The 19,280-nt window shown below is 75.2% G+C and carries 14 protein-coding genes; 5 read left to right on the top strand and 9 right to left on the bottom strand.

The features are described from left to right. Positions 1-242 precede the first annotated feature (242 nt). Positions 243-563: a hypothetical protein gene (locus IE287_RS24880; RefSeq protein ID WP_189851396.1), complete on the top strand. Its 321-nt coding sequence runs from the start codon at positions 243-245 to the stop codon at positions 561-563. Between the two features lie 192 nt (positions 564-755). On the opposite strand, the gene IE287_RS39150 is transcribed toward IE287_RS24880, so the two are convergent. From IE287_RS39150 to IE287_RS24870, 3 genes are all read right to left on the bottom strand, one after another. Beyond that, positions 756-884, bottom strand: coding sequence for a hypothetical protein (locus IE287_RS39150; RefSeq protein ID WP_268254993.1), 129 nt, complete (start codon positions 882-884; stop codon positions 756-758). Positions 885-1,839: 955 nt separating this feature from the next. Then, positions 1,840-4,257 (bottom strand): bifunctional serine/threonine-protein kinase/ABC transporter substrate-binding protein, encoded by a 2,418-nt coding sequence (locus tag IE287_RS24875; protein WP_189851395.1) that lies wholly within the window; start codon positions 4,255-4,257, stop codon positions 1,840-1,842. Between the two features lie 52 nt (positions 4,258-4,309). Beyond that, entirely contained in the window at positions 4,310-4,624 is a 315-nt protein-coding gene (locus tag IE287_RS24870) for a hypothetical protein (RefSeq protein WP_189851394.1), read from the bottom strand. A gap of 644 nt (positions 4,625-5,268) precedes the next feature. Here IE287_RS24870 and IE287_RS24865 point away from each other — a divergent pair. Together IE287_RS24865 and IE287_RS24860 are read left to right on the top strand one after the other, a co-directional pair. Then, positions 5,269-5,505 (top strand): hypothetical protein, encoded by a 237-nt coding sequence (locus tag IE287_RS24865; RefSeq protein WP_189851393.1) that lies wholly within the window; start codon positions 5,269-5,271, stop codon positions 5,503-5,505. Positions 5,506-5,802: 297 nt separating this feature from the next. Next, on the top strand, positions 5,803-6,714 hold the full coding sequence (locus tag IE287_RS24860; protein WP_229883706.1) for an SMP-30/gluconolactonase/LRE family protein: 912 nt from the start codon (positions 5,803-5,805) through the stop codon (positions 6,712-6,714). Between the two features lie 562 nt (positions 6,715-7,276). On the opposite strand, the gene IE287_RS24855 is transcribed toward IE287_RS24860, so the two are convergent. The 5 genes from IE287_RS24855 to IE287_RS24835 form a co-directional block, all read right to left on the bottom strand. Next, the gene (locus IE287_RS24855; protein ID WP_189851391.1) at positions 7,277-8,782 is read right to left on the bottom strand and encodes a SulP family inorganic anion transporter; all 1,506 of its coding nucleotides are present in this window, start codon (positions 8,780-8,782) and stop codon (positions 7,277-7,279) included. A 243-nt stretch (positions 8,783-9,025) separates the two neighbouring features. Continuing rightward, positions 9,026-9,385, bottom strand: coding sequence for a hypothetical protein (locus IE287_RS24850; RefSeq protein ID WP_189851390.1), 360 nt, complete (start codon positions 9,383-9,385; stop codon positions 9,026-9,028). A gap of 360 nt (positions 9,386-9,745) precedes the next feature. Next, the gene (locus IE287_RS24845; protein ID WP_189851389.1) at positions 9,746-10,627 is read right to left on the bottom strand and encodes a hypothetical protein; all 882 of its coding nucleotides are present in this window, start codon (positions 10,625-10,627) and stop codon (positions 9,746-9,748) included. 387 nt (positions 10,628-11,014) lie between these two features. Further along, positions 11,015-11,536 (bottom strand): hypothetical protein, encoded by a 522-nt coding sequence (locus IE287_RS24840; protein ID WP_189851388.1) that lies wholly within the window; start codon positions 11,534-11,536, stop codon positions 11,015-11,017. A 74-nt stretch (positions 11,537-11,610) separates the two neighbouring features. Continuing rightward, positions 11,611-12,105 carry a hypothetical protein gene (locus IE287_RS24835; RefSeq protein ID WP_189851387.1) on the bottom strand — a complete coding sequence of 165 codons (495 nt, stop codon included), beginning with the start codon at positions 12,103-12,105 and terminating at the stop codon, positions 11,611-11,613. A gap of 28 nt (positions 12,106-12,133) precedes the next feature. On the opposite strand from IE287_RS24835, the gene IE287_RS24830 reads away from it, so the two are divergent. Further along, positions 12,134-12,715, top strand: coding sequence for a hypothetical protein (locus tag IE287_RS24830; RefSeq protein WP_189851386.1), 582 nt, complete (start codon positions 12,134-12,136; stop codon positions 12,713-12,715). Between the two features lie 446 nt (positions 12,716-13,161). Here the strand turns inward: IE287_RS24830 and IE287_RS24820 are convergent, their stop codons facing one another. Further along, positions 13,162-15,243, bottom strand: a complete 2,082-nt coding sequence (locus tag IE287_RS24820) for a trypsin-like serine protease (RefSeq protein ID WP_189851384.1) — start codon at positions 15,241-15,243, stop codon at positions 13,162-13,164. Between the two features lie 545 nt (positions 15,244-15,788). On the opposite strand from IE287_RS24820, the gene IE287_RS24815 reads away from it, so the two are divergent. Next, complete coding sequence (locus tag IE287_RS24815) at positions 15,789-19,253, top strand: colicin E3/pyocin S6 family cytotoxin (RefSeq protein ID WP_189851383.1); 3,465 nt, start codon at positions 15,789-15,791, stop codon at positions 19,251-19,253. The last annotated feature ends 27 nt before the right edge of the window (positions 19,254-19,280 follow it).

The raw sequence follows: 19,280 nt of genomic DNA, 5'->3' as shown, positions 1-19,280 counted from the left end.
CCACCCCACGGACAGGGCCCGTCCGCCCGCACGGTGCGCGCGGGAGCGGAAACCGCGCCCGGACCCGCGATCGGTGACGTCCCGTGACAGGGGACGAGCAGGGGCCGGCCGGCAGGGTGCCGCCCGGTGGTGCGCCCCCGGGCAGTCGCCGGAGCCCCGTCGGGTGCCCGCTCGCGCAACCCGCTTCGACGATCCGGCGTCCGACTCCATGACGGACGGCCGCCGATCACCGGGGAGAACACGTGACGAAGAAGGACCAGGGGACGGACGCGGCGCGGGAGAAGGACCGCGAGAAGTGGATGGCGCGTTTCCAGGTGCGGCTGGCCGTACAGCCGGGAGTGGACCGGGCGGTCGTGCTCCGGGCGGTCAAGGAGGTCACGACCCACTGCGCGGACACGGGAGAGGACCCGCGGACCGCCTTCGGAGACCCGGACGACCACGCGGTGCGGACCGCCGCGAGGCTGGTCCCGGAGGACCGGGCGGCAGCTGCGAGGCAGCGCAACGCCGTGGTGGACACCCTCGACTCCGCACTCAAGAAGGCCAGGGACATCGCCGGCCTGTGACCGCCCGGCCCGTTTGCCACGGCCCGGCGCACGGGTTCTCGCGGCGCCTCCGTCCGCCGGGACCGGCGGGCAGCTCGGCCGGTCCCGGCGGAACGCGGGAGCCGGTGACAGCGAAGGGGAACCCTCGGGCCGCTCGAATGGGCTGATGCCCCGATGCCCCGATGCCGGACATCGGCTCCTGTCGGGCAAGCGTCACCACCAGCGCTCGTCGACGCCGCCCCGGTCCTCCCGGGTGAATGCGTCCCGCCACTTCGCGACGACGCCCGTGCCGTCGGCGAAGTGCCCTGGCGCGATCTCCGACCCGGTCGCGCCCGGGAGCACGGGCTCCGTGGAGACGGCCCGTCACCGGGCCCGGTGACGGGATCGTACAAGCGGGGAACGCGGGGGAGAAGGGTGAGCACGCCGGCGGGGTGCGCGGGTGGACAGGCTCCGGAGCCTTGGTGAGGCAACGGAGTCCCGGGAAGCCGGTACCCGGCGGGGGCGTCCGCGAGGGCACACGGAGTGGGGACGGCGTCGACCGGACGCGCGGGAACTCCTCGCGCGGCCCGCCCACGCCCCCCACGTCCGCCCGCGACCGCACGGAACCGGCGGTGAACGTTTCCTCCAGCTCGATTGTCGAGGCGTGGGCGGCGTTCGATGAGGGCGCGACGCACCACCTGGTGCTTCAGGACGACGTCGTGCCGTCGGCCGATCTGCTGCCCGTCGCGCGTGCGGCGGCGGTGAGGTTTCCCCGGTCGGCCGTGGCGTTCTATTCGAACTGGGACGGACCCGACGGCTCGGCGGTCCGGCTGGGCGCGCTCACCGGTGCCGGATGGGCGTCGGCGATCGACGACATCTATACGCCGCCCCTGGCGCTGATGCTGCCCGTGGACCATGCGGCCGGTTTCTCGGAAGAGGCGCGTCCGCTCGTTCCGGAACGCCGTGAGGACGACGCGGTGATGCTGGATTACCTGGAGCGCCATCGCGTGCCCGTCGTCGTGTCGGTCCCGAACCTGATCGAGCACCAGGGAACGGAGAGCATCGCCGGGAACTCCGCCGAGAGATGGCGGTCCGCGTGCAGCCACCGGAACCCGGATCCGCCGGGTTCCGGCGTGCTCGACGCCGTTCCCCACCGCGCCGTGCGACGTCATGACGGCCCCCTCCATGGAGTCGCGCCCGCTGCCGGAGAGCCTCGTGAGGGAGCTGGTGGCCCACGGCTACGCGTTCCCGCTCGGGCCGAAGGGCCGAGCCCCGCCGCGTGGGCGGCGGAGCCCGCGACCCCGGGAGTCGCGCCCCGTCAGGGGGCGGCGGGCCCGGTCGTCCGGGCCCGCCAGCTCCCGCCGTCCACCTGGTACACGGTCAGCCGGCGGTCGACGGGGTCGCCGCCCGCGAAGGCGACGCGGCCGGTGACGCCGTCGAAGGCCACCTGCCCGACGGCGCGCGGCAGTTTCGCCCGGAGGCCGGCGGGGGGCGTGCCGCCCTCCGCCTCCACGACGGCCTTCACCGCTTCGACGAGGGCCCAGGTCGCGTCGTAGGCGTAGGGGCCGTACCAGCCCGGCGGCTGGGAGTAGCCCGCTTCGTCGTACCGGGTCAGGAAGGCGCGTCCCGCCGCCGACTCCGTCGCGGGCGCGCCGATCTGGGTCGCGAGGTCGCCGTCGGCCCGGGGGTTCTCCGTGAGGTACCGCTGGTCGAAGATGCCGTCGCCCCCCATCAGGGGGACGGGCACCCCCGCCTGTCCGAGCTGCCGGGACAGCGGTGCCGCGGTGTCGTGGTAGCCGCCGAAGTAGACGGCTTCGGCGCCCGAGGACCGCACCCTGACGGCGAGGCCCGCGAAGGAGCGTTCCGCGGGATCCACCCGCTCGGTGCCGACGACGCTCCCCCCGAGCCTCTTCCACTCGGCCGTGAGGCCGGAGGCGAGGGCGGTGCCGTGGCCGCTCCCGTCGTCGACGACGTAGAGCCTGGTCTTCCCGGCCCCGTGCAGGTAGCGGGCGGCGAACGGCCCCTGGTCGGCGTCCGTGCCGATCGTCCGGAAGTAGGTGGGGTACGGACGGACGCGGGTGCCCGACGCCCAGTCGGGGCCCAGCGTCAGGGCCGGGTCGGTGTTGCCCGGTGACACGTTGACGACGCCCGCCCGGGACAGCGTCGGCACCAGGGTGCGGGCGACGCCGGAGTTGAGCGGGCCGACCACCCCCACCAGGGCGTCGTCGGACACGAGCCGGGCGGCGTTGGCCGCGCCCTTGGCGGGGTCGGCCTCGTCGTCCACCGCCGTGATCTCGAAGGTCACGCCGGGGACGTGACCGGTCGTGTTGGCGGTTTCGACCGCCAGCTCGGCGGAGTTCCTGATGCCGGCGCCCATCGAGGAGAACCCGCCGCTGAGGGGCGCGTCCACCCCGATCCTCACCGTGACGGAGGACGCGGCCGGCTTGCCGTCCCCTGCCCGGCCACCGCTGCGCGCGTCGTCGTCGCGGGTGAGGGCCCAGGTGAGGAGGGATCCCGTGGCGAGCACGGCGAGCGCCGTGCCCAGGACGGCCGAGCGCCGGGTGAGGTTCCGCCCTCCCGCGGACGCCCCGCCTTCCCGCTCCGGTCGAGCGGTCGGGCCGAGCGTGCGCGGCCGCTCGTCCGGGGTCACCACGACCGGCGGGTCCGTCGGCCGGTCCGGCACCGGGTGTCGCGGGTTCCCCGCGTCGGATCCGGGGGAGTCCGGGACCGTGGGGGTCGCCACGGACGGTGCCGACGGGGGAGCCTGCCGCGGCATCGTCGGGACGGCGGAGGGATCCGCCGCCGCGTCCGGCGCCGGGGCCGCCCGTGGATCGGGGACGGGAGCCGGCCGGCCGTCCGCCCCGGACTCCCGTGCGGGGCCGTGCCCGTGGGGTGCGTCGGGGCGGGGCCCGGCGGACGCCAGCACGCCCCTGAGCATCTCGGCCGTTTCCGCGGCGCCCACGCGTCGGGCCGGGGCCTTGGTGAGGAGGGCGTCCAGCACGGGCGCGAGCGGACCGGCGTGGACCGGCGGCCGGTGCGGGCGGGTGAACACGGCCACGGCGAGGGCGTGGAAGCCCTCCGCCTCGAACGGGGGGTGCCCCTCGACGGCGTGGTAGAGGGTGGCGCCGAGCGCCCACAGGTCGTTGGCCGGGGTCGGGCGCTTGCCGTCCAGCTGCTCCGGCGGCATGTACTGCGGCGTGCCGATGACGGTCCCGCTGTGGCTCAGCCTGGTCGTGGCGTCCGCGAGGTGGGCGATGCCGAAGTCGGTCAGGACGACGCGGTCCTTGGCGAGGAGCACGTTGTCCGGCTTGATGTCGCGGTGGACGATCCGCGCCTCGTGCGCCGCGGTCAGCGCGTCGAGGACGGCGGCGCCGATCTCGGCCACACGCCGTACGGGCAGCCGGCCGCCGCCGCGGATCGCCGCGGCCAGGGACTGGCCGTGGACCAGCTCCATGACGATGACCGGGGCGCCGTGGTGCTCCACGACGTCGTGGATGGTGATGACCCCCGGATGGCTGAGAGTGACTGCCGCACGCGCCTCGCCCGTGAACCGCCGGAGCAGCGCCTCGCGGGCCTCGTCGTCCATGCCCGGCGGGAAGAGGATCTCCTTGACGGCGACTTCGCGTCCGAAGAGCTGCTGGTCGAGACCGCGCCAGACCCGGCCCATGCCGCCCTGGCCGATGCGTTCGACCAGTTGGTACCGGCCGGCGATGAGTGCGTGGTTCTGCTCGGTCACGCGCACACTCTAGGTCCTGGTGAGCCGATCAGGTGACGGAAAGACGGCTTGATCACGCCCCTGCGGCGAAGAGGGCGCGGGCGGCCCCGGTGGGCCGGACGCAGCGCCGGGCCATGGTTTCGGGCGACTGTTCGGGGTGGTCGATCCACCAGGACCAGAGCGGCGCGGAGGCCGCCCAGGCGTGGGCGAGGGCGTCGGCGTCCAGGGGGCCGGCGGTCCGGGGGTGCGCGCCGCCCACGCCGTGGGCAACGCCTACCGCGGCGTCGTCCGGGCCCTTCGCGCCCGTCCCGGCCGGATCCCCGGCCTCGTCGCCCACCCCACCGCCGACCGGGAGGTGGCCGACCTGCGGGACCGGGCCGGCGGGCACGAGGCGGCCGTCATCCCCTCGGGACCGGGCCGGCGGGCACGAGGCGGCCGTCATCCCCTTCGGCGGCGGCTCCCCGGTGGTCGGCGGCGTGGAGTACCGCGGCGATGCCCACCGCGCGGTGCCGTCGCTCGCCCCGACCTCGATGGACCGAGCCCTGGAGATCGACACCGCCGGCGGCGCGGCCCGCACCCGTGCAGGAGCCCCGGCCCCGTGCCGGAGGAGCGGTTGCGGACCCACGGCTTGACCTTGCGTCACTTCTCGTAGGGCTTCGCATACTTCGCCCTCGGCGGCTGGCCGGCCACGCGGGCCGGCGGCCACTGCGCCACCGGCCGTACCCCCATCGACGACTTCGTGCAGTCCCTGCGCGTGATCACACCCGCCGGGACGGGTACGTCCTGCCTGCCTGCCTGCCTGCCTGCCTGCCTGCCTGCCTGCCTGCCTGCCTGCCTGCCCGCCTCCGGCGCCGGCGCGTCGCCCGACCGGTTCTTCCTCGGTTCCGAGGGCGCGCTCGGCGTCCTCACCGAGGCGTGGACGTGCCTGCGGGAACGCCCCCGTCACCGAGGCGTGGACGTGCCTGCGGAAACGCTCCGTCACAAAGCCTCCGCGTCCGTGGCCTTCACCGGCCTCCCCACGCGCCGGACGCCGTGCGCGCCCTCGCCCAGTCCGCCCTCGCCCCGGCCGGCCGCCGCCTGCTCGACGCCGGCGAAGCCCTTCTCTCCGGCACCTCCCGCGACGGCTGCTCCGTCCTGGTCCTGGGCTGGGAGTCCGCCACCGGGCCCGTCGACGACCGCCTCGCGAGCGCGGTGGAGCCGGCCCGCTCCCACGGCGGCCGGGCCGGGACGCCCCGGCGGACCGCGACGCTCCGGCCGGCTCGGCCGTGACCACGGTGCCGGCGACGGCCTCCAACGCCCGGAGCCCTTCGCGCCGGCACCGTGCGCGCCAAGGACGCCCTGGACCCCCACCGCATCCTGAACCCCGGCGTCCTGCTCGACCGACGACCCCGCCGCGGCTGCCGTCACCCCTCCGTCCCGGACATCGGAGTGACCCGGGGCAGGGCGGGCGGCGTGGTTCCCGGATCTTCCGCCGCCCCTTCCTAGGGTCGGCGCAGGCACGGCAGTGGGCCGGCCGCCCGGACCCGATGGGGAGTCATGCCACCTACGACGAACAGGCCCGCAACGGTGACGTCCGCGCCCGAGAAGGGGCGCGCCGCGCGCCGGTGGGCCCGTCGGCTCGCTGCCGCGGCGGGCCTCGCGGCGCTGTGCGCGCTGCCCGCGACGGCGGCGGACGCGACCCCGTCGCGGGACGGCCGGACCTCCGCGCACCCGCCCCTGTACGTGTCCGACTACGGCAACAACCGTGTCGTCGGCCTCCCCGCGCGAGGCGGCGCACAGACCACCGTGCCCTTCGACGGTCTCGTACGGCCGACGGGCGTGGCCGGGGACGCGTCGGGCCGCCTCTACGTGGCGGACACCGGCAACAACCGCGTGGTCGTGCGGGCCGCGGACGGGGGCGGCCAGACCACCGTCCCCACCGAGGGCCTGTCGCGCCCCCTGGGACTCGCCCTCGACCGGGCCGGGAACCTCTACGTCGCCGACAGCTTCAACGACCGGGTCGTGAAGGTGTCCGTGGCGACCGGCACCCAGACGACCGTGCCGACCACGGGGCTGCTGCACCCCTGGGGCCTGGCCCTGGACCCCGCCGGGAACCTGTACGTCTCCGACTTCGTCAACGACCGCGTCGTCAAGGTGGCGGCCGACGGGAGCGGCCAGTCCACGGTCCCCGCCCTCGGCCTCTCGCAGCCGACCGGCCTGGCCCTCGGCGCCACGGGGGACCTCTACATCGCCGACAGCGGCAACGACCGCGTGGTCAGGATCGCGGAGGGCGGCGGTCAGACCACCGTCCCCACCACCGGTCTCGGCGACCCGCTCGGCCTCGCGCTCGACGGCTGCGGCGGCCTCTACATCGCCGACGGCTCCCACGACCGGGTGGTCCGCGTCCAGGAGGCGGGCGGCGGCCAGACCACCCTCCCGGCCACCGGTCTGAACACGCCGACGGGCCTCGCCTTCCTCCCCACGGACACCCGCCCCTGAAACCCCGCCCCCCGGCGCCTCCGGCTCGCCGAAGGGGGTGCCCCGCGCCGGGCCGGCCTCGCGTCAGGAGATGAGGTCGTGCTCGTCCTCGCTGCTGCAGGAGGTCGGGTAGCCCCGCTGGAAGGGGGGTCTTCCAGGCGCCCGCGCTGCCGGCGCCGGGGGAGAGCCACAGGACCTCGCGGCCCGTCGCGTCGTCGGGGAAGGCGGCGAGCAGGGTGGAGCCGACCGCGCCCGGGACCGTGGCGCGGTACAGCAGTGCTCCGGCCGGGGCGGCGGGGGCCGCCAGCGCGGGCGTCGCCGAGCCCCGGGTGAGGGCGACGGCGAGCGTGGTGGTGATCAGACGGGGCGAAGGGAACGTTCCTCCCCATGCGTGCGGGCGTGGCGCGACACGCCACGCCACGCCCGCAGGCCTCCCGAAGGGGCCGAAAGGTCGTACGCGTTCCCGGGGACCCCGTCCGGACCGTCGGGCGGCGGGATCCGGCGCTCCGGTCCCCGCCCCGGTGTCGCGCCCCTCGCCCCGCCGGCCGTCCGCCCTGCCCGGGCCGGGAGCCGCGAGGACGGCCTACAGCGGCTTCCGCCCCTGTTCGGCGGCCAGGACCGACCGGTGGCCGGGAGGGGCGTCGGACCGGGCCACGGTGACCTCGGCGCCGCTGTGCCGTTCGGCCCACGACGCGAGCGCGGCCCGGCAGGCGTGGTCGAGGTGGTCGATCCCCGAGAGGTCCAGAACCACCCGGCGGGAGTCGGGCAGGGCCTCCAGGCTGTCGAGTATCTGGGGCAGCTTGAGGAAGGTGACGGTGCCCCGTACCCGGACGCGGATCGTGTCGCCCCCGGCGTCGCTGTGCTCGATGCGCAGGTGCGAGGCGTCCCAGGCCGCCTTCGCGACCGACAGCACGACGCCGATCAGGACGCCCTCGAACATGCCGACGGCGACGATCGCCGCCGCCGTCGTCACGAGGACGAGGGCCTCGCCCCGGTTGTGGCCCCAGAGCCTCCGGACGCCGCCGAACGGGATGAGCTTCCAGCCGGCGTGGACGAGGATCCCCGCCAGGGCGGCCAGCGGGATGTACGCGAGGACGGCGGGCAGCAGGGCGACGAAGAGCAGCAGCCAGACGCCGTGCAGGACCCGCGACGCCTTCGTCCGCGCACCGGCCTCGACGTTGGCCGAGCTGCGCACGATGACCGCGGTGAGAGGCAGGGCGCCGAGGAGGCCGCACAAGGTGTTCCCCGCGCCCTGGGCGAGGAGTTCCTTGTCGTAGTCGGTGCGCGGCCCCGGGTGGAGGCGGTCGACCGCCGCCGCGCTGAACAGCGACTCGGCGGAGGCGATCAGGGCGAACGCGAGGACCGTGCCGAGGAGGGCCGGGTCCGCGAGGGACGCGAGGGCGTCCGCCCCCGGCAGGTGGACGGCCTCCAGCACGCCGCCGACCCGCACGGTCTCCACCGGAAGGCCGAGGAGCGCGGCCGCGAGAGTGGCCAGCAGGACCGCCACCAGGGCCCCGGGCACGGCCCGGGCCCGGCGCGGCATCCGCTTCCAGCCGACGATGACGAGGACGGTGCCGGCCCCCACGGCGAGGGAGACGAGAGCCGTGCGGCTGCTCAGGGCCTCCACCAGCGCGCCCGGCAGGGCGATGAGTTTGTCGACGCCCGAGTGCGGGGCGGTGAGGCCCGTGGCGGCGTAGATCTGGCCCGCGACGATGACCAGACCGATGCCGGCCAGCATGCCCTCGACCACGGAGAGGGAGATCGCGCGGAACCAGCGGCCCCACCGCAGCAGGCCCATGCCGATCTGGAGCACGCCCGCCGCGAGCACGATGACGCCGAGCGCGGGGAGGCCGAAGGCGCGGACCGCTTCGAGGACGATCACGGTCAGGCCGGCCGCGGGACCGGAGACCTGAAGGCTGCTGCCGCGCATCAGGCCGGTGACGAGGCCGCCGACGATGCCGGTGATCAGGCCGAGTTCGGCGGGGACCCCCGAGGCGACGGCGACGCCGAGGCAGAGCGGGAGGGCGACGAGGAAGACGACGAGCGAGGCGGCGGCGTCCTGTCGCAGGTGGGGGAAGGACCGGAGCATGCGGACGTCCCTCCTCACGGCGTCTCGAAGGAGCGGGTGCCGCGGCCCCCGTCATGGGGACGGCCGGGCCGTGCGGGGGTGGACCGGGCGGGTGGGACCGGGCCGGCGAGGTGAGGGACCGGCTCCGCGGGGGCGGGTCCGGAACGGTGGTCGCTGGGGACGAGGGAGTGCATGAAGGTTTCCTCCTGGCGCGTCGTCGGGAGCGCGTCGGGCTGGCGGGTCGGCGCGGGTGGCACGCGTCCGTCAGCAGAGGAAGACCTGGAGCAGGGGGGCGGCGTGAGCGGCGGGGCATCTCGGCCGGCTGTCCGGTCCGCCGGCGGGGCGGTCCGTCGCCCGGTCGTCCGCCAGGCCGTCGCGGAGGACGGAGGACGGCGGGCCGAGTGACCTCGCGGACGTGCTGACGGCCCGTCGCCGGTCGTACTGACGGGCGGAGCCCCCGCGGACGTCCGCCCGATCGTCCTCCGTGTGGACGGACTCGTGGGCGGCGACCGCCACGACCTCCCGCGCACCGGACTCCTGGAGCCAGGGCGCGCCCCCGGCCGGCGCCGGCAGCACCCAGGCGGTCCAGGCGAGGGCGAGGACGAGGAGGAAGGGCACGCGCACGGTCGATCCCGTGCGGACGGACGGCATCGCGAGGCCACCCCCTTCCGGTCGTCTCCTCATCGGAATTAGCCAAAGCAAGCCCAAGGGCAAGTCAATGGAGAGTAATGCGACCAGGTGAAGAGGGATCGTCAAAAACTCTTCCGTGCGAATGTTTTCGAATGGAATCAGCCTGATGTTGACGCGAACGGCTGCATGGCGGGGACCACGCCGTGCGGTCCCCGCCTCCGCCGGCGCGGTTCCGGCGGCATCGGCACCGGCTCCGGTCGGCGGGGTACGGAGCAGGGTGCGGGCGTCACCCCCGCCGCGCCCGCCGCCCCGCCCGCGCCCGGGAGGCCCTCCCGAAGGCGCGTGCCGTGACGGTCACAGCTCGGGCATCTCGTGCAGTGCCTGGCGAGCGGCGAGGCGGAACCGCTGCATGGCCTCGTCGAGGGGGCGCCACCCGCTGATGCCGGCACCTCCTTCCGGCAGGACCCTTCCGGACCGCACGAGGGCGTCGAGCAGGGTCGGCGAGGCCGTGTCGAACACGCCGCCACGCGCGGCCATGGCGGCGTCCCGCACACGGGTCAGTGCGGCGTCGAACCTGGCGGTGAACTCCGGTGAAGGCCACGTGACACCGGAGAACCGCTCCCTGAGCTCGCGGCCACGGGACGCCGCCAGGGCCGAGTTGCCCACCAGGAGCAGGCGCCATTGCTGCCACTCCTCGAAGGCGCCCTGAGAGCGCGCGTCCGCGATCACCCCCTCCGCGGCGGAGATCGCGGCGGACAGCTCACGGGCGGTCGTCCGCTGCCACTCCGACCACGCGGGGTCGGGGTTGTCCAGCGCCGCGACCTCCTGCGCGAGACGGTCGGCGACCGCACGGGCGAACTGCCATGCCGACAGTTCGCGCCTGACGGTGAGGGCGGCCTCCTGGACCTCGTCGGGGCCTTCGATCTCCACCTGGGCGAGCGCCTCGCCGAGCGCCCGCACCGCCGCGTGGGTCTCCTGGTGCGGCCTGGTCCGGATGCCCTGCTCCAGTTCGCGCACCGCCTCCAGGAAGCCGCTGTAGACGTTGCGCCGGGCCTGCCTGGCCTGCCCGTCCATCACCGCCCGGTACTGGCTCCTGGCGGCGTGCTCGGCGGCCGCGACGGTCGCACTCGCCTGCTCGCTCGCCCCCCGGGCCTGGACGCGGGCGGACACGAGCGGCCCCACCAATCCGATGCCGACGCCGATCAGAACCCCGCCGGTGCCTATCAGCGCGGACATGACTTCAGGCTGCACTGCTGCGTACCCCCGTGGATTCCCGACCGGCTGCCGCACACCCGTGCTTCCTGGTTCCGCACGGGGCCGCCCGATCACCTGAGAACGAAACACCTGGCCCACGGTCCATCCCCCGGGGAACGGGCGGTCACGCCTGGGCGCGGCGATCGCGGGCGCTCGTCACGAGCGGCCGTCCCTTCCTGCTCCCGGGGGGCTTTCGTCCGCGGCAAGGCCGTGTCGCGGGCGGGTCAGGAGGCCGTGAGGCTTTCGACGAGGACGCGGTGGTCGGAGTGGGGTGTGCCTGCTCGGTGCCGGGGCGGGCGGCGCGGACGGTGCGCAGGCGTACGTTCCACGCGGCCGCGGTCGCGCGGTGGAAGGGGGTGTTCAGGCCGGTCACCGGCTGGGTGGTGGAGTAGGGGCGGGGTCGTCGAGCGGTCCCTTGGCGACGATCGCGGTGCCGATGCGGTCGGCGCGGCCGGTGCCGTCCTCTCCGCAGCGGCTGGGCGTCCTCTTGCCCTCCTGGGACCACTGGTAGGGCTGGAAGGCGAAGCTCCAGCCCGCCCCGAGCCGGCCCACGAGGAGGGCCAGGTCGTCTTCGCGGACCTCCTGGAGCAGCGCGGCGCCGACCCGGTTGACGGTGACGTTCCCGGTCACGACGCCGGCCTTCTCCTCGGGGGTCCCCGTTCCGTCGCAGCCCCACGAGGCGCGCTGCGGGCCGCACGTGTTCCACGACATCACCTGCAGGGTGCGCGGGAACTCCTCGACGGCGCAGGGCATGCTCTCCGTCGCCCCGCCGGCGGCCGCGACGGCTGCGGAGGGCGAGCCTCCCGCGACCGCGGTCACGCCCGCTCCGGCGAGTCCGAGTACGGCGGCGGTGACGGCCGCGCGGCGGGCGCGGTGCTTGCGCGTTTTCACAGGGCTCCTCGGTAAAGGGCGGAAGCGCTGTGCACGGCCCGCCTCGGGGAACGGCTTTCCCGGAAACGGAAGGGTCAGAGGGTGCCGGTGAGGGAGAGGGTGCCCAGGGGGCCGGGCACGCCGGGAAGGAGGACCGGCGCGGTGGTCCAGGTGCGGTCCGCGTGGCGGACGGCGTGGACGACCTTGCCGTCCGCGGTGACGGCGGCGAGCTGGAGCTCGCCGTCGACGCGGGCGGCCGAGAGGGACCTGACGGTGCCGCCGCCGAGGTGGCCGGTCAGCTCCCCGAAGGGCTCCCAGCCGGCGTCGGCCCTGCGCACGGAGTGGTACTGCCGGGTGCCGTTGTCGGTGGCCACGACGACATGGGCGTCGTCGGCGACTCCGGCGATGGCGACGCCGGTGACGGGACCGGTGGGGCCGGCGGCCCGGGTGACGTCGCCCCAGGCGGTCCAGTGGCCGGAGGGGGTTCGAAGGGTGTGGTGGGCCTTTCCGCCGGAGACGGTGACGACCTGCCGTGCCCCGCCGACGCTCGCGATGGCGGCCCGGGTGACGGTGCCGAGGGGCCCGGCCACTGCGGAGAGGTCGCCGAAGGGGGGTCCAGTGGCCGTCGGCGTTGCGCAGGGTGTGGAAGACCTTGCCGTCGGCGACGGCGACGACGTGGAGGTCGGTGCCGAGGGAGGCGGCCGTGACCCGGGTGAGGCTGCCGAGGCGGCCGGCGACGTCGCCGACGTCGCCGAAGGGGAGCCGGCTGCCGTCCGCCTTGCGGACCGTGTGACGGAGGGTGCCGTCGGCGGCGGTGATGGCCAGGACGTGGGTGTCCCCGCCGATGCCGGCGACTGCGGCGGCGCGGGTGCCGCCGATGTCGCCGGCCTGGGCCTGGACGTCGGCGAAGCCGGTCCAGCTGCCGTCGGCCAGGCGGATGCCCTGGTAGAGGGCGGTGCCGCCCCGGTGGCCTGGAGGGCGAGGGTGGTGGAGTCGGCGGAGGCGATCGTGAAGGAGACCGTGTGGATCTTTCCGGGCAGCCACTCGGTCCTCGTACGGCCGTGTCCGGCGGTCGTGACGGCGACGGCCGCAGGCGCCCCGGAGCCGAGCCGGACCGGGGCGACTCCGGTGACGACCCGGTCCAGGTGCGGCAGGATCACGTCCCGGTCGGCACGGGGAGCGAGCGCGGTGACGCCGTAGGCCCTGCCGCCGACGGCTGCCGTGACGGGCTGCTCCGGGACCCCGGCGGCCACCTCGGTACCGAACGGCTCTTGGCGCCGAGCAGCCGGTCTCCGGCCACCAGGGTGGCGGAGCAGCCCCGTGCGGTGGCTGCCGCGCCGACCGTGATCCGGGCGGTGTGGGCGCGGGTCCCGGTGTCCGGGACTCCGATGACGGCCTGTGCGGAACCGGACGGCAGCAGTGCGTACACGGCCGCGGCGGCGAGCCCGGTGGCCGTCCGGGGCGAGCGGGGGGTGAGGCGGGGCATGGGGGGCTCCTTGCAGAGGGGAGGCGCCTCCTCGTGGCCCGCGCGAGGCCGGATCCGTCCCGGGGCGAGCGCGGGGAGGCGTGCTCCGAGGGGCCGGGCCGTCCGGCCCGGCCCCTCGGCGGGGGGACCGGTCACGCCGGCGGTGGCCGGCGATGACGGGTCAGAGCGTTCCGGCGACCGCCACGGTGCCGACGGTTCCGCTGAGGCCCTGGAGGTCGACCGGTGCGGTCGGGGCCCAGGTGCCGTCGGCGCGGCGAAGGGTGTGCTGGACCTTGCCGTCCTGGGTGGTGGCGGCGAGGAGCAGTTCCCCGTCGACGTGGGCCGCCGCCACCGACTTCGCCACGGGGCGGCCGAAGTAGTCCGCGAGGTCGCCGAAGGGGGTCCAGCTGGCGTTGCCCTTGCGCAGGGAGTGGTACTGGCGGGTGCCGTTGTCGGTGGCGATCACGACGTGCGTGTCGTCGCCGATGCCGGCCATGGCGAGGGAGCTGATCGGGCCGGTGGCGCCGGCCGCGGCGGCCACGCTGCCCCACTTGGTCCAGCTGCCGTTGGCGGCGCGCACGGTGTGGAAGGCCTTGCCGCCGGTGAGGGCCGCGACCTGGAGCTGGCCGGCGGCGCTGGCGGTGGCGACGGCGGTCACGCCGCTCAGGGCGCCGGCCGCGCCGGTGACGTCGCCGAAGTTCGTCCAGGTGCCGTCCTGGCGGCGGATGGCGTGGTACGGCTTTCCGCCGGCGACGGCGAGGACGTGCAGGTCGTGACCGATCGAGACGGCCGAGACCTGGCTGATGCCGGACAGCTGGCCCGCGACCTCGTTGACGTCGCCGAAGTTCGTCCAGGTGCCGTCGGCGCGGCGGATGGCGTGGTGGATCCTGCCGTCGCCGCCGAGGGCGACGACGTGGGTGTAGCCGTTGATGCCCGCGACGGCGGAGGAGCGCACGCCGTCGACGGAGCCGGCCCGGGACTCGACGTCGGTGAAGTCGGTCCAGCTGCCGTCGGCCAGGCGGATGCCCTGGAACAGCTTGGTGCCGCCCTGCACCACGGCCTCGGTCTTCCAGCCGGCCGCGAGGGCGCGGGTCTGCTGGATCCAGTTGCGGAGGTCGTCGGTGCGCGTGTCCCAGGCGCCCTTCGTGCTTCCCTCCGCGGCGGCGAGGCATCCGGCGAGTCCGGCGCGGCTGCCGACGGCGACGAGGGCGGGCCTGCCGTTCTCGGTGCGCAGGGCGGGCGCGCCGGCGTCGCCCTTGCAGACGGTGGCGTCGGCGGGGGTCTTGGCGTCGAGAGCGATGCCCCGGGCGTCGACGGAACCCACGGCGAAGGCGGCGGTGTGGAGCTTGGTGGGGGCCCACTCGGTGGCCGTGCGGCCGAAGCCGGCGATCGTGAGCTCCTCGCCGGTCTGCGGAGCGGTGGTGGAGAGGGAGACCGGGGTGACGCCGGTCGCGGGCTTGTCCAGGCGGGCCATCACGAGGTCCCGGTCGGGGTGCGGCACGAGCTGGACGATCTCGGCGGTGTGACCGCCGGAGGTGGCCAGGTCGACGCGGCCGACCGTGACGGTCGTCTTCTCCTTGGGGGCGCCGGCCGTCACGGTGTTGCTCTCGACCGGGTCGTCCGCGAGGCAGCTCTTGGCGGTGAGCACCCACTGGGGGTCGACGAGGCTGCTGGTGCACATGCGCTTGCTGTCGCCCACGGTCAGCTTGCCGGTGAAGGCGAGGGTGGTGTCCGCGCCGGGGGCGGGCGCCTCGGCGCTCGGTCCGGTGACCCGGATCTCCACCAGGGCGCTGCGCAGGCCGCCGACCTGGCCCTCACCGACGCTCGCGTAGCCGTCCGCGGCGATGGTGACGGTCTTGGCGGCGCCGCCGTCGGGGGTGAGCCGGGCGCTGAGGGGGTGGTCCGCCGCGTCGATGGCGAAGACCCGGTCGAGCTGGAGGGCCAGCAGGCCGGTGTCGGACCGGGAGGTGAAGCAGTAGGTGCCCTCCCGGTTGGCGCCGGCGTCCTTGACCGCCATGACGCGGATCTGCCGGGCGGCGGGGTCGCAGTCGGCGAGGGTGATGTTGCCGTCGCCGCGCAGGAGCTTGATGCCCTTCTCGGCCAGGATCCGGTCGGCGTGCGGGTAGGCGCCGTCTTCGAAGGCGAAGGGCATCTCCGCCGGAGCGGACGGGGTGTCGGCGGCGACGGCGGAGCCGGCCAGCGGAGTACTGAGCGCGGCGACGGCCATGGTCGCGATGGCCATTCTGGTGGCGCGGTGCTGCACCTGTGGGAATCCTTCCGGAGGCGGCTCGGGAAAGGGCCGCAAAAGAGCATGGAATTGCCGCCGAACCGCCTTTCTCAAAGGTTCGGCGCTGATGCTTGAGAAAGATTTCCTGTTGGCTGGTCACTGTCAAATCGGTCCGTGGTGATCATGGTCACCTTCGCGCGGTGGAACCGGCTCGGCGATTTTTCCGTCGTCGGCTGACTCCGATGGAATGCGAGGTCAGGAGGGTGGGCGACGTGATTTCCGGGCTCATGGTGTGGCAAGATCCACGCGTCGGGGGACGGCTGTGAAGCCATTTCTGAGCGGCTTAATTGATTCCGCTTTCTACTTTCCGGTTCCACCTGCCCGGATCCTGCGCGCGCAGAAACAGCGCGCCGAACCGCGGTGGGGGACCTCACGCCTTCCCGTACGACGATCCATGACCGCACGGCCCCTTTCCCATGGGCCGAACAGGGAGATGAGTGACCTTGAGGCGAAGAGATCGCCGCCCACGCACGCCACGGGCGACCCACGGGGTCGTCCCGTCACTCGGCCGCGCCGGCCTCATGCTGGCGCTCGTCGCCGGACTGCTGGGCACCACCCCGGCCACCGCCGGCGCGCAGGACGCACCGGGCGGCTCGTCCGACGGCGTCCCCGCGACCCCCCGCGGCCGGGTCGTCGAGCTGTGGAAGTCCGGCGGCCCCGGAGTGAAGGCCGCGGCCGAAGTGGCCCTCACGGGCAGCGACACCGACGTGAACCGCTTCCTCACCGAAGTCGCGCCGGAGCTGTCCCACCAGGACGACCGCGTCGCCGTCGCCCAGATCGCCGGAGTCGGCGGCACCAACCTGATCGCGGCGGCCCGCACCGCCCTCGCCGGCAGCCCCCAGAACCTGCGGACCTTCCTCGACGAGGGCTGGAAGGCCCCCTTGGAGCAGGACCAGCGGATCCGGGTCGCCCAGATCATCGACACGTCCGGCCCCATCGCCCAGGAAGAGGGCCGCGAGGCGCTCAAGGGCACCGCCGAGGACGTCAAGGCGTTCCTCGACGAGGGCCGCTACGAGTGGCAGGAGCAGGACGAGCGCGTCCAGCTCGCCCAGATCCTCAGCATCGGCGGGCCCAACATCCGGACCGCCGGCCGGATCGCACTGAACGGTTCCGCCCAGGACATCCACGAGTTCCTGCTCGTCGGCCAGCACATCGCCCGCAACCGCGACCAGGAGCACGCCACCGTCGCGGAACTCGTCACCCTCGCCAAGGAAGCGGGCCGGCAGGCCAAGGCCGAGACCACCGCCGCCACGGAGGCGTCCAAGCGCGCGGTCGAGGCCTCCCGGCTGGCGAAGGAGGCCGCCCAGAGGGCGGCCGTGGAGACCGAGGCGGCCCGGGAGGACTCCCAGCGCGCCGCCTCCGCCGCCGCGCGCGCGGCCAGCGCCGCCTCCCAGGCCGCCAAGGCCGCCGAGACCGCCATCAACGCCGCCCGCTCCGCCGGCAACTCCGCACGGGTCGCCGCCAACGCCGCCGCCCAGGCCGCCGCCGCGGCGGCGGGCGCCTCCCAGGCCGCCTCCCGCGCCCGCGGAGCCGCCGCGGCCGCCGTCAACGACGAGAAGCAGGCCGCCGCCTCGCGCCGTGCGGCCGAGGACGCCCGCGACGCCGCCAAGGGCGCGGAGGAAGCGGCCCAGGCCGCCGACCAGGCCGGCATCGCCGCCACCGCCGCAGGCGCGGCGGCCGGAGCCGCGGTGAACGCCGGCGCCAACGCCGACGACGCCGCCGCGGCCGCCGAGGAGGCGAACCGCCACGCCGACGCCGCCGGCGTCCACTCCGACGAGGCCACGGCCGCCGCGGCCCTCGCCCGCAAGCAGGCGGCGGAGGCGAAGCGAGCCGCCAAGGCCGCCCAGGCCCTGGCCGCCAAGGCGGCCAAGGCCGCCTACGAGGCCCGCGACGCCGCGCGAAGCGCCGCCACCCACGCGCGCAACGCCGCGGACGCCGCCGACAAGGCGGCCGAACACGCCGGCGAAGCGGCCACCGCCGCGGCCGAGTCCACCGCCCACGCGGAAGCGGCCACCCTCGCGGCGAACACCGCCGTCTCGGCCGTCGCGAAGGCCAAGGACGCCTACGACATCGCCCGCGAGGTGGAGACGGAGGAGCTCAAGACCCGCACCGACACCGCCATCGAGCGCGCCAGGGCGCTCAAGGCCCAGGAGGACGAGCGCGAGAAGCGGCGCGCCGGCATGGCCGGCCAGGTCGCCGACCTCGACGCCGCCCAGCGCGCACTCACCGCCCAGGCGATCCGGCCCGGCGCCGACACGGCCACCATCGCCGCCACGGCCCGGCCCCTCGCCCTGCGGACCATGAAGCTCGGCGGCCCCTGGGCCCGCACCGCCGCGCAGGTCGCGCTCGCCGGCACGGACGCCGACATTGCGGAGCACGCCCGCACCGGCTGGCTGAAGGCCGTCCAGGACGACGAGCGCACCGACGCCGAACACCTCGCACTGGACTCCCCGTCCGAGAAGATCCGTACCGCCGCCGCCCAGGCCCTCCGGTCGGACCAGGCCGCCGTGCACGCCTTCGTCACCGACGGCCAGTACGACGTGGCCGCCCAGGACCTGCGCGTCCACATCGCACGCCTCATCGACGCCGGCGGCTCCATCACCCAGGAGCGCGGCCGCGCCGCACTCGCCTCCAACGACGTCGACACCTACCGCGCCTTCATCACCGAAGGCGAACGCCTCGCCCGCATCGAGGACGACCGCCTGGAGGCGGTCGAGCTCCGGGACGAGAACCCCCAGCACCAGGAGACCGTCGCCGCGGCACGGGTCGCCCTCGCCGGCCCCTCCGACCTGCTGCACTCCTTCGTCACCACCGGCCAGTACAAGACGCAGCGCCAGGACGGCCTCGCGGCGGTCCACCGCGCCCGCGTCCAGGAGCTGATCGCCGAGGGCTTCGCCGTCGCGGCGACCGCCCAGCAGGACGCCGCGACGGCCCGCAAGGTCGCGGCCGACGCGCGCAAGGCCTCCCAGGAAGCCGAGGTCGCCGCACGGCAGGCCGCCGCCTCCGCCGACGAGGCCAAGGGCTACGCCCAGGACGCCGCGGACTCCGCCGCCGCGGCCAAGGCCTCGGCCGACCGGGCCGCCGCCTCCGCGAAGGCCGCCGACCGGGCGAGCAAGGAGGCGCAGAACTCCGCCGCGCAGGCCGTCCGTTCCGCCACCGCCGCACAGGGCTCCGCCACCTACGCCCGCTTCGAGGCCGAGTCCGCCTGGGCCGCCGCCGCCCAGGCGCGGCAGAGCGCGACCGCCGCCGGCAAGGACGCCGATGCCGCCAAGGCGGCCGAGACCGAGGCCTTCGCCGCGGCGGTGCAGAAGTACCGCGAGGAGGAGGCCGCCTTCCGCGCCGTCGAGCAGGAATGGCGCGAGGCCGAAGGCGAACCCGGGGACCAGGAGCCCGGCGACGGCTGGGTCCCGGACTGGCTGGAGGAGAAGCTCAACACCGTCGGCATCTACGGCTCCGAGATCCTCACCAACACCGACATCCTCACCGGAGCCTTCGAGACCGCGCTGAGCGTCTACGCCATCGAGGCCGGAGCCGGCGGAGTCGTCGCCGGCGGAGCGGTCTGCATCACCGGCGTCGGCTGCCTGGCGGGCGCCCCCGCCGCAGCCGTCGGCTCCACCCTGATCGTCGGAGGTGCCTACGGTGCCGCCGACGGGATCTCCCGCATCGACGAAGGCCTCGGCGTCGCCCTGCGCAACGCCCGCAACCGCGCCAACGCCTCGCAGAAGGTCCAGACCGGCCCGGCCCCGACCCCCAAGTCCCTGCCGGCCTTCCCCGGGGCGAAGCCCGCCAAGAGGAAGACGCCCGTCCAGGGCGGCGGCGGCCTGCGCCCGCGGTGGAAGGACGCCAAGGGCAACATCTACGAACACGACAAGCAGCACGACACCGTCGAGAAGTACAACAAGAACGGCAAGCACGTCGGCGAGTTCGACTACCGGACCGGAGAGCAGACCAAGCCCCGCGACCCCACGCGGGAGGTGGAGAAGTAGCCCGGCGCCCGCGCTCGCCGAGGACCG

Source organism: Streptomyces omiyaensis (assembly GCF_014650895.1).
GTDB classification, from domain to species: domain Bacteria; phylum Actinomycetota; class Actinomycetes; order Streptomycetales; family Streptomycetaceae; genus Streptomyces; species Streptomyces omiyaensis.
Note: the sequence above shows the minus strand (reverse complement) of the source record. Positions and strands in the feature narration are given on the sequence as shown.

Bases quoted from the DNA above. Each gene is read 5' to 3' on its own strand.
- IE287_RS24855 (WP_189851391.1), bottom strand. From the start codon at position 8,782: ATGCTCCGGTCCTTCCCCCACCTGCGACAGGACGCCGCCGCCTCGCTC.
- IE287_RS24815 (WP_189851383.1), top strand. From the start codon at position 15,789: ATGCTGGCGCTCGTCGCCGGACTGCTGGGCACCACCCCGGCCACCGCC.
- IE287_RS24845 (WP_189851389.1), bottom strand. From the start codon at position 10,627: ATGTCCGCGCTGATAGGCACCGGCGGGGTTCTGATCGGCGTCGGCATC.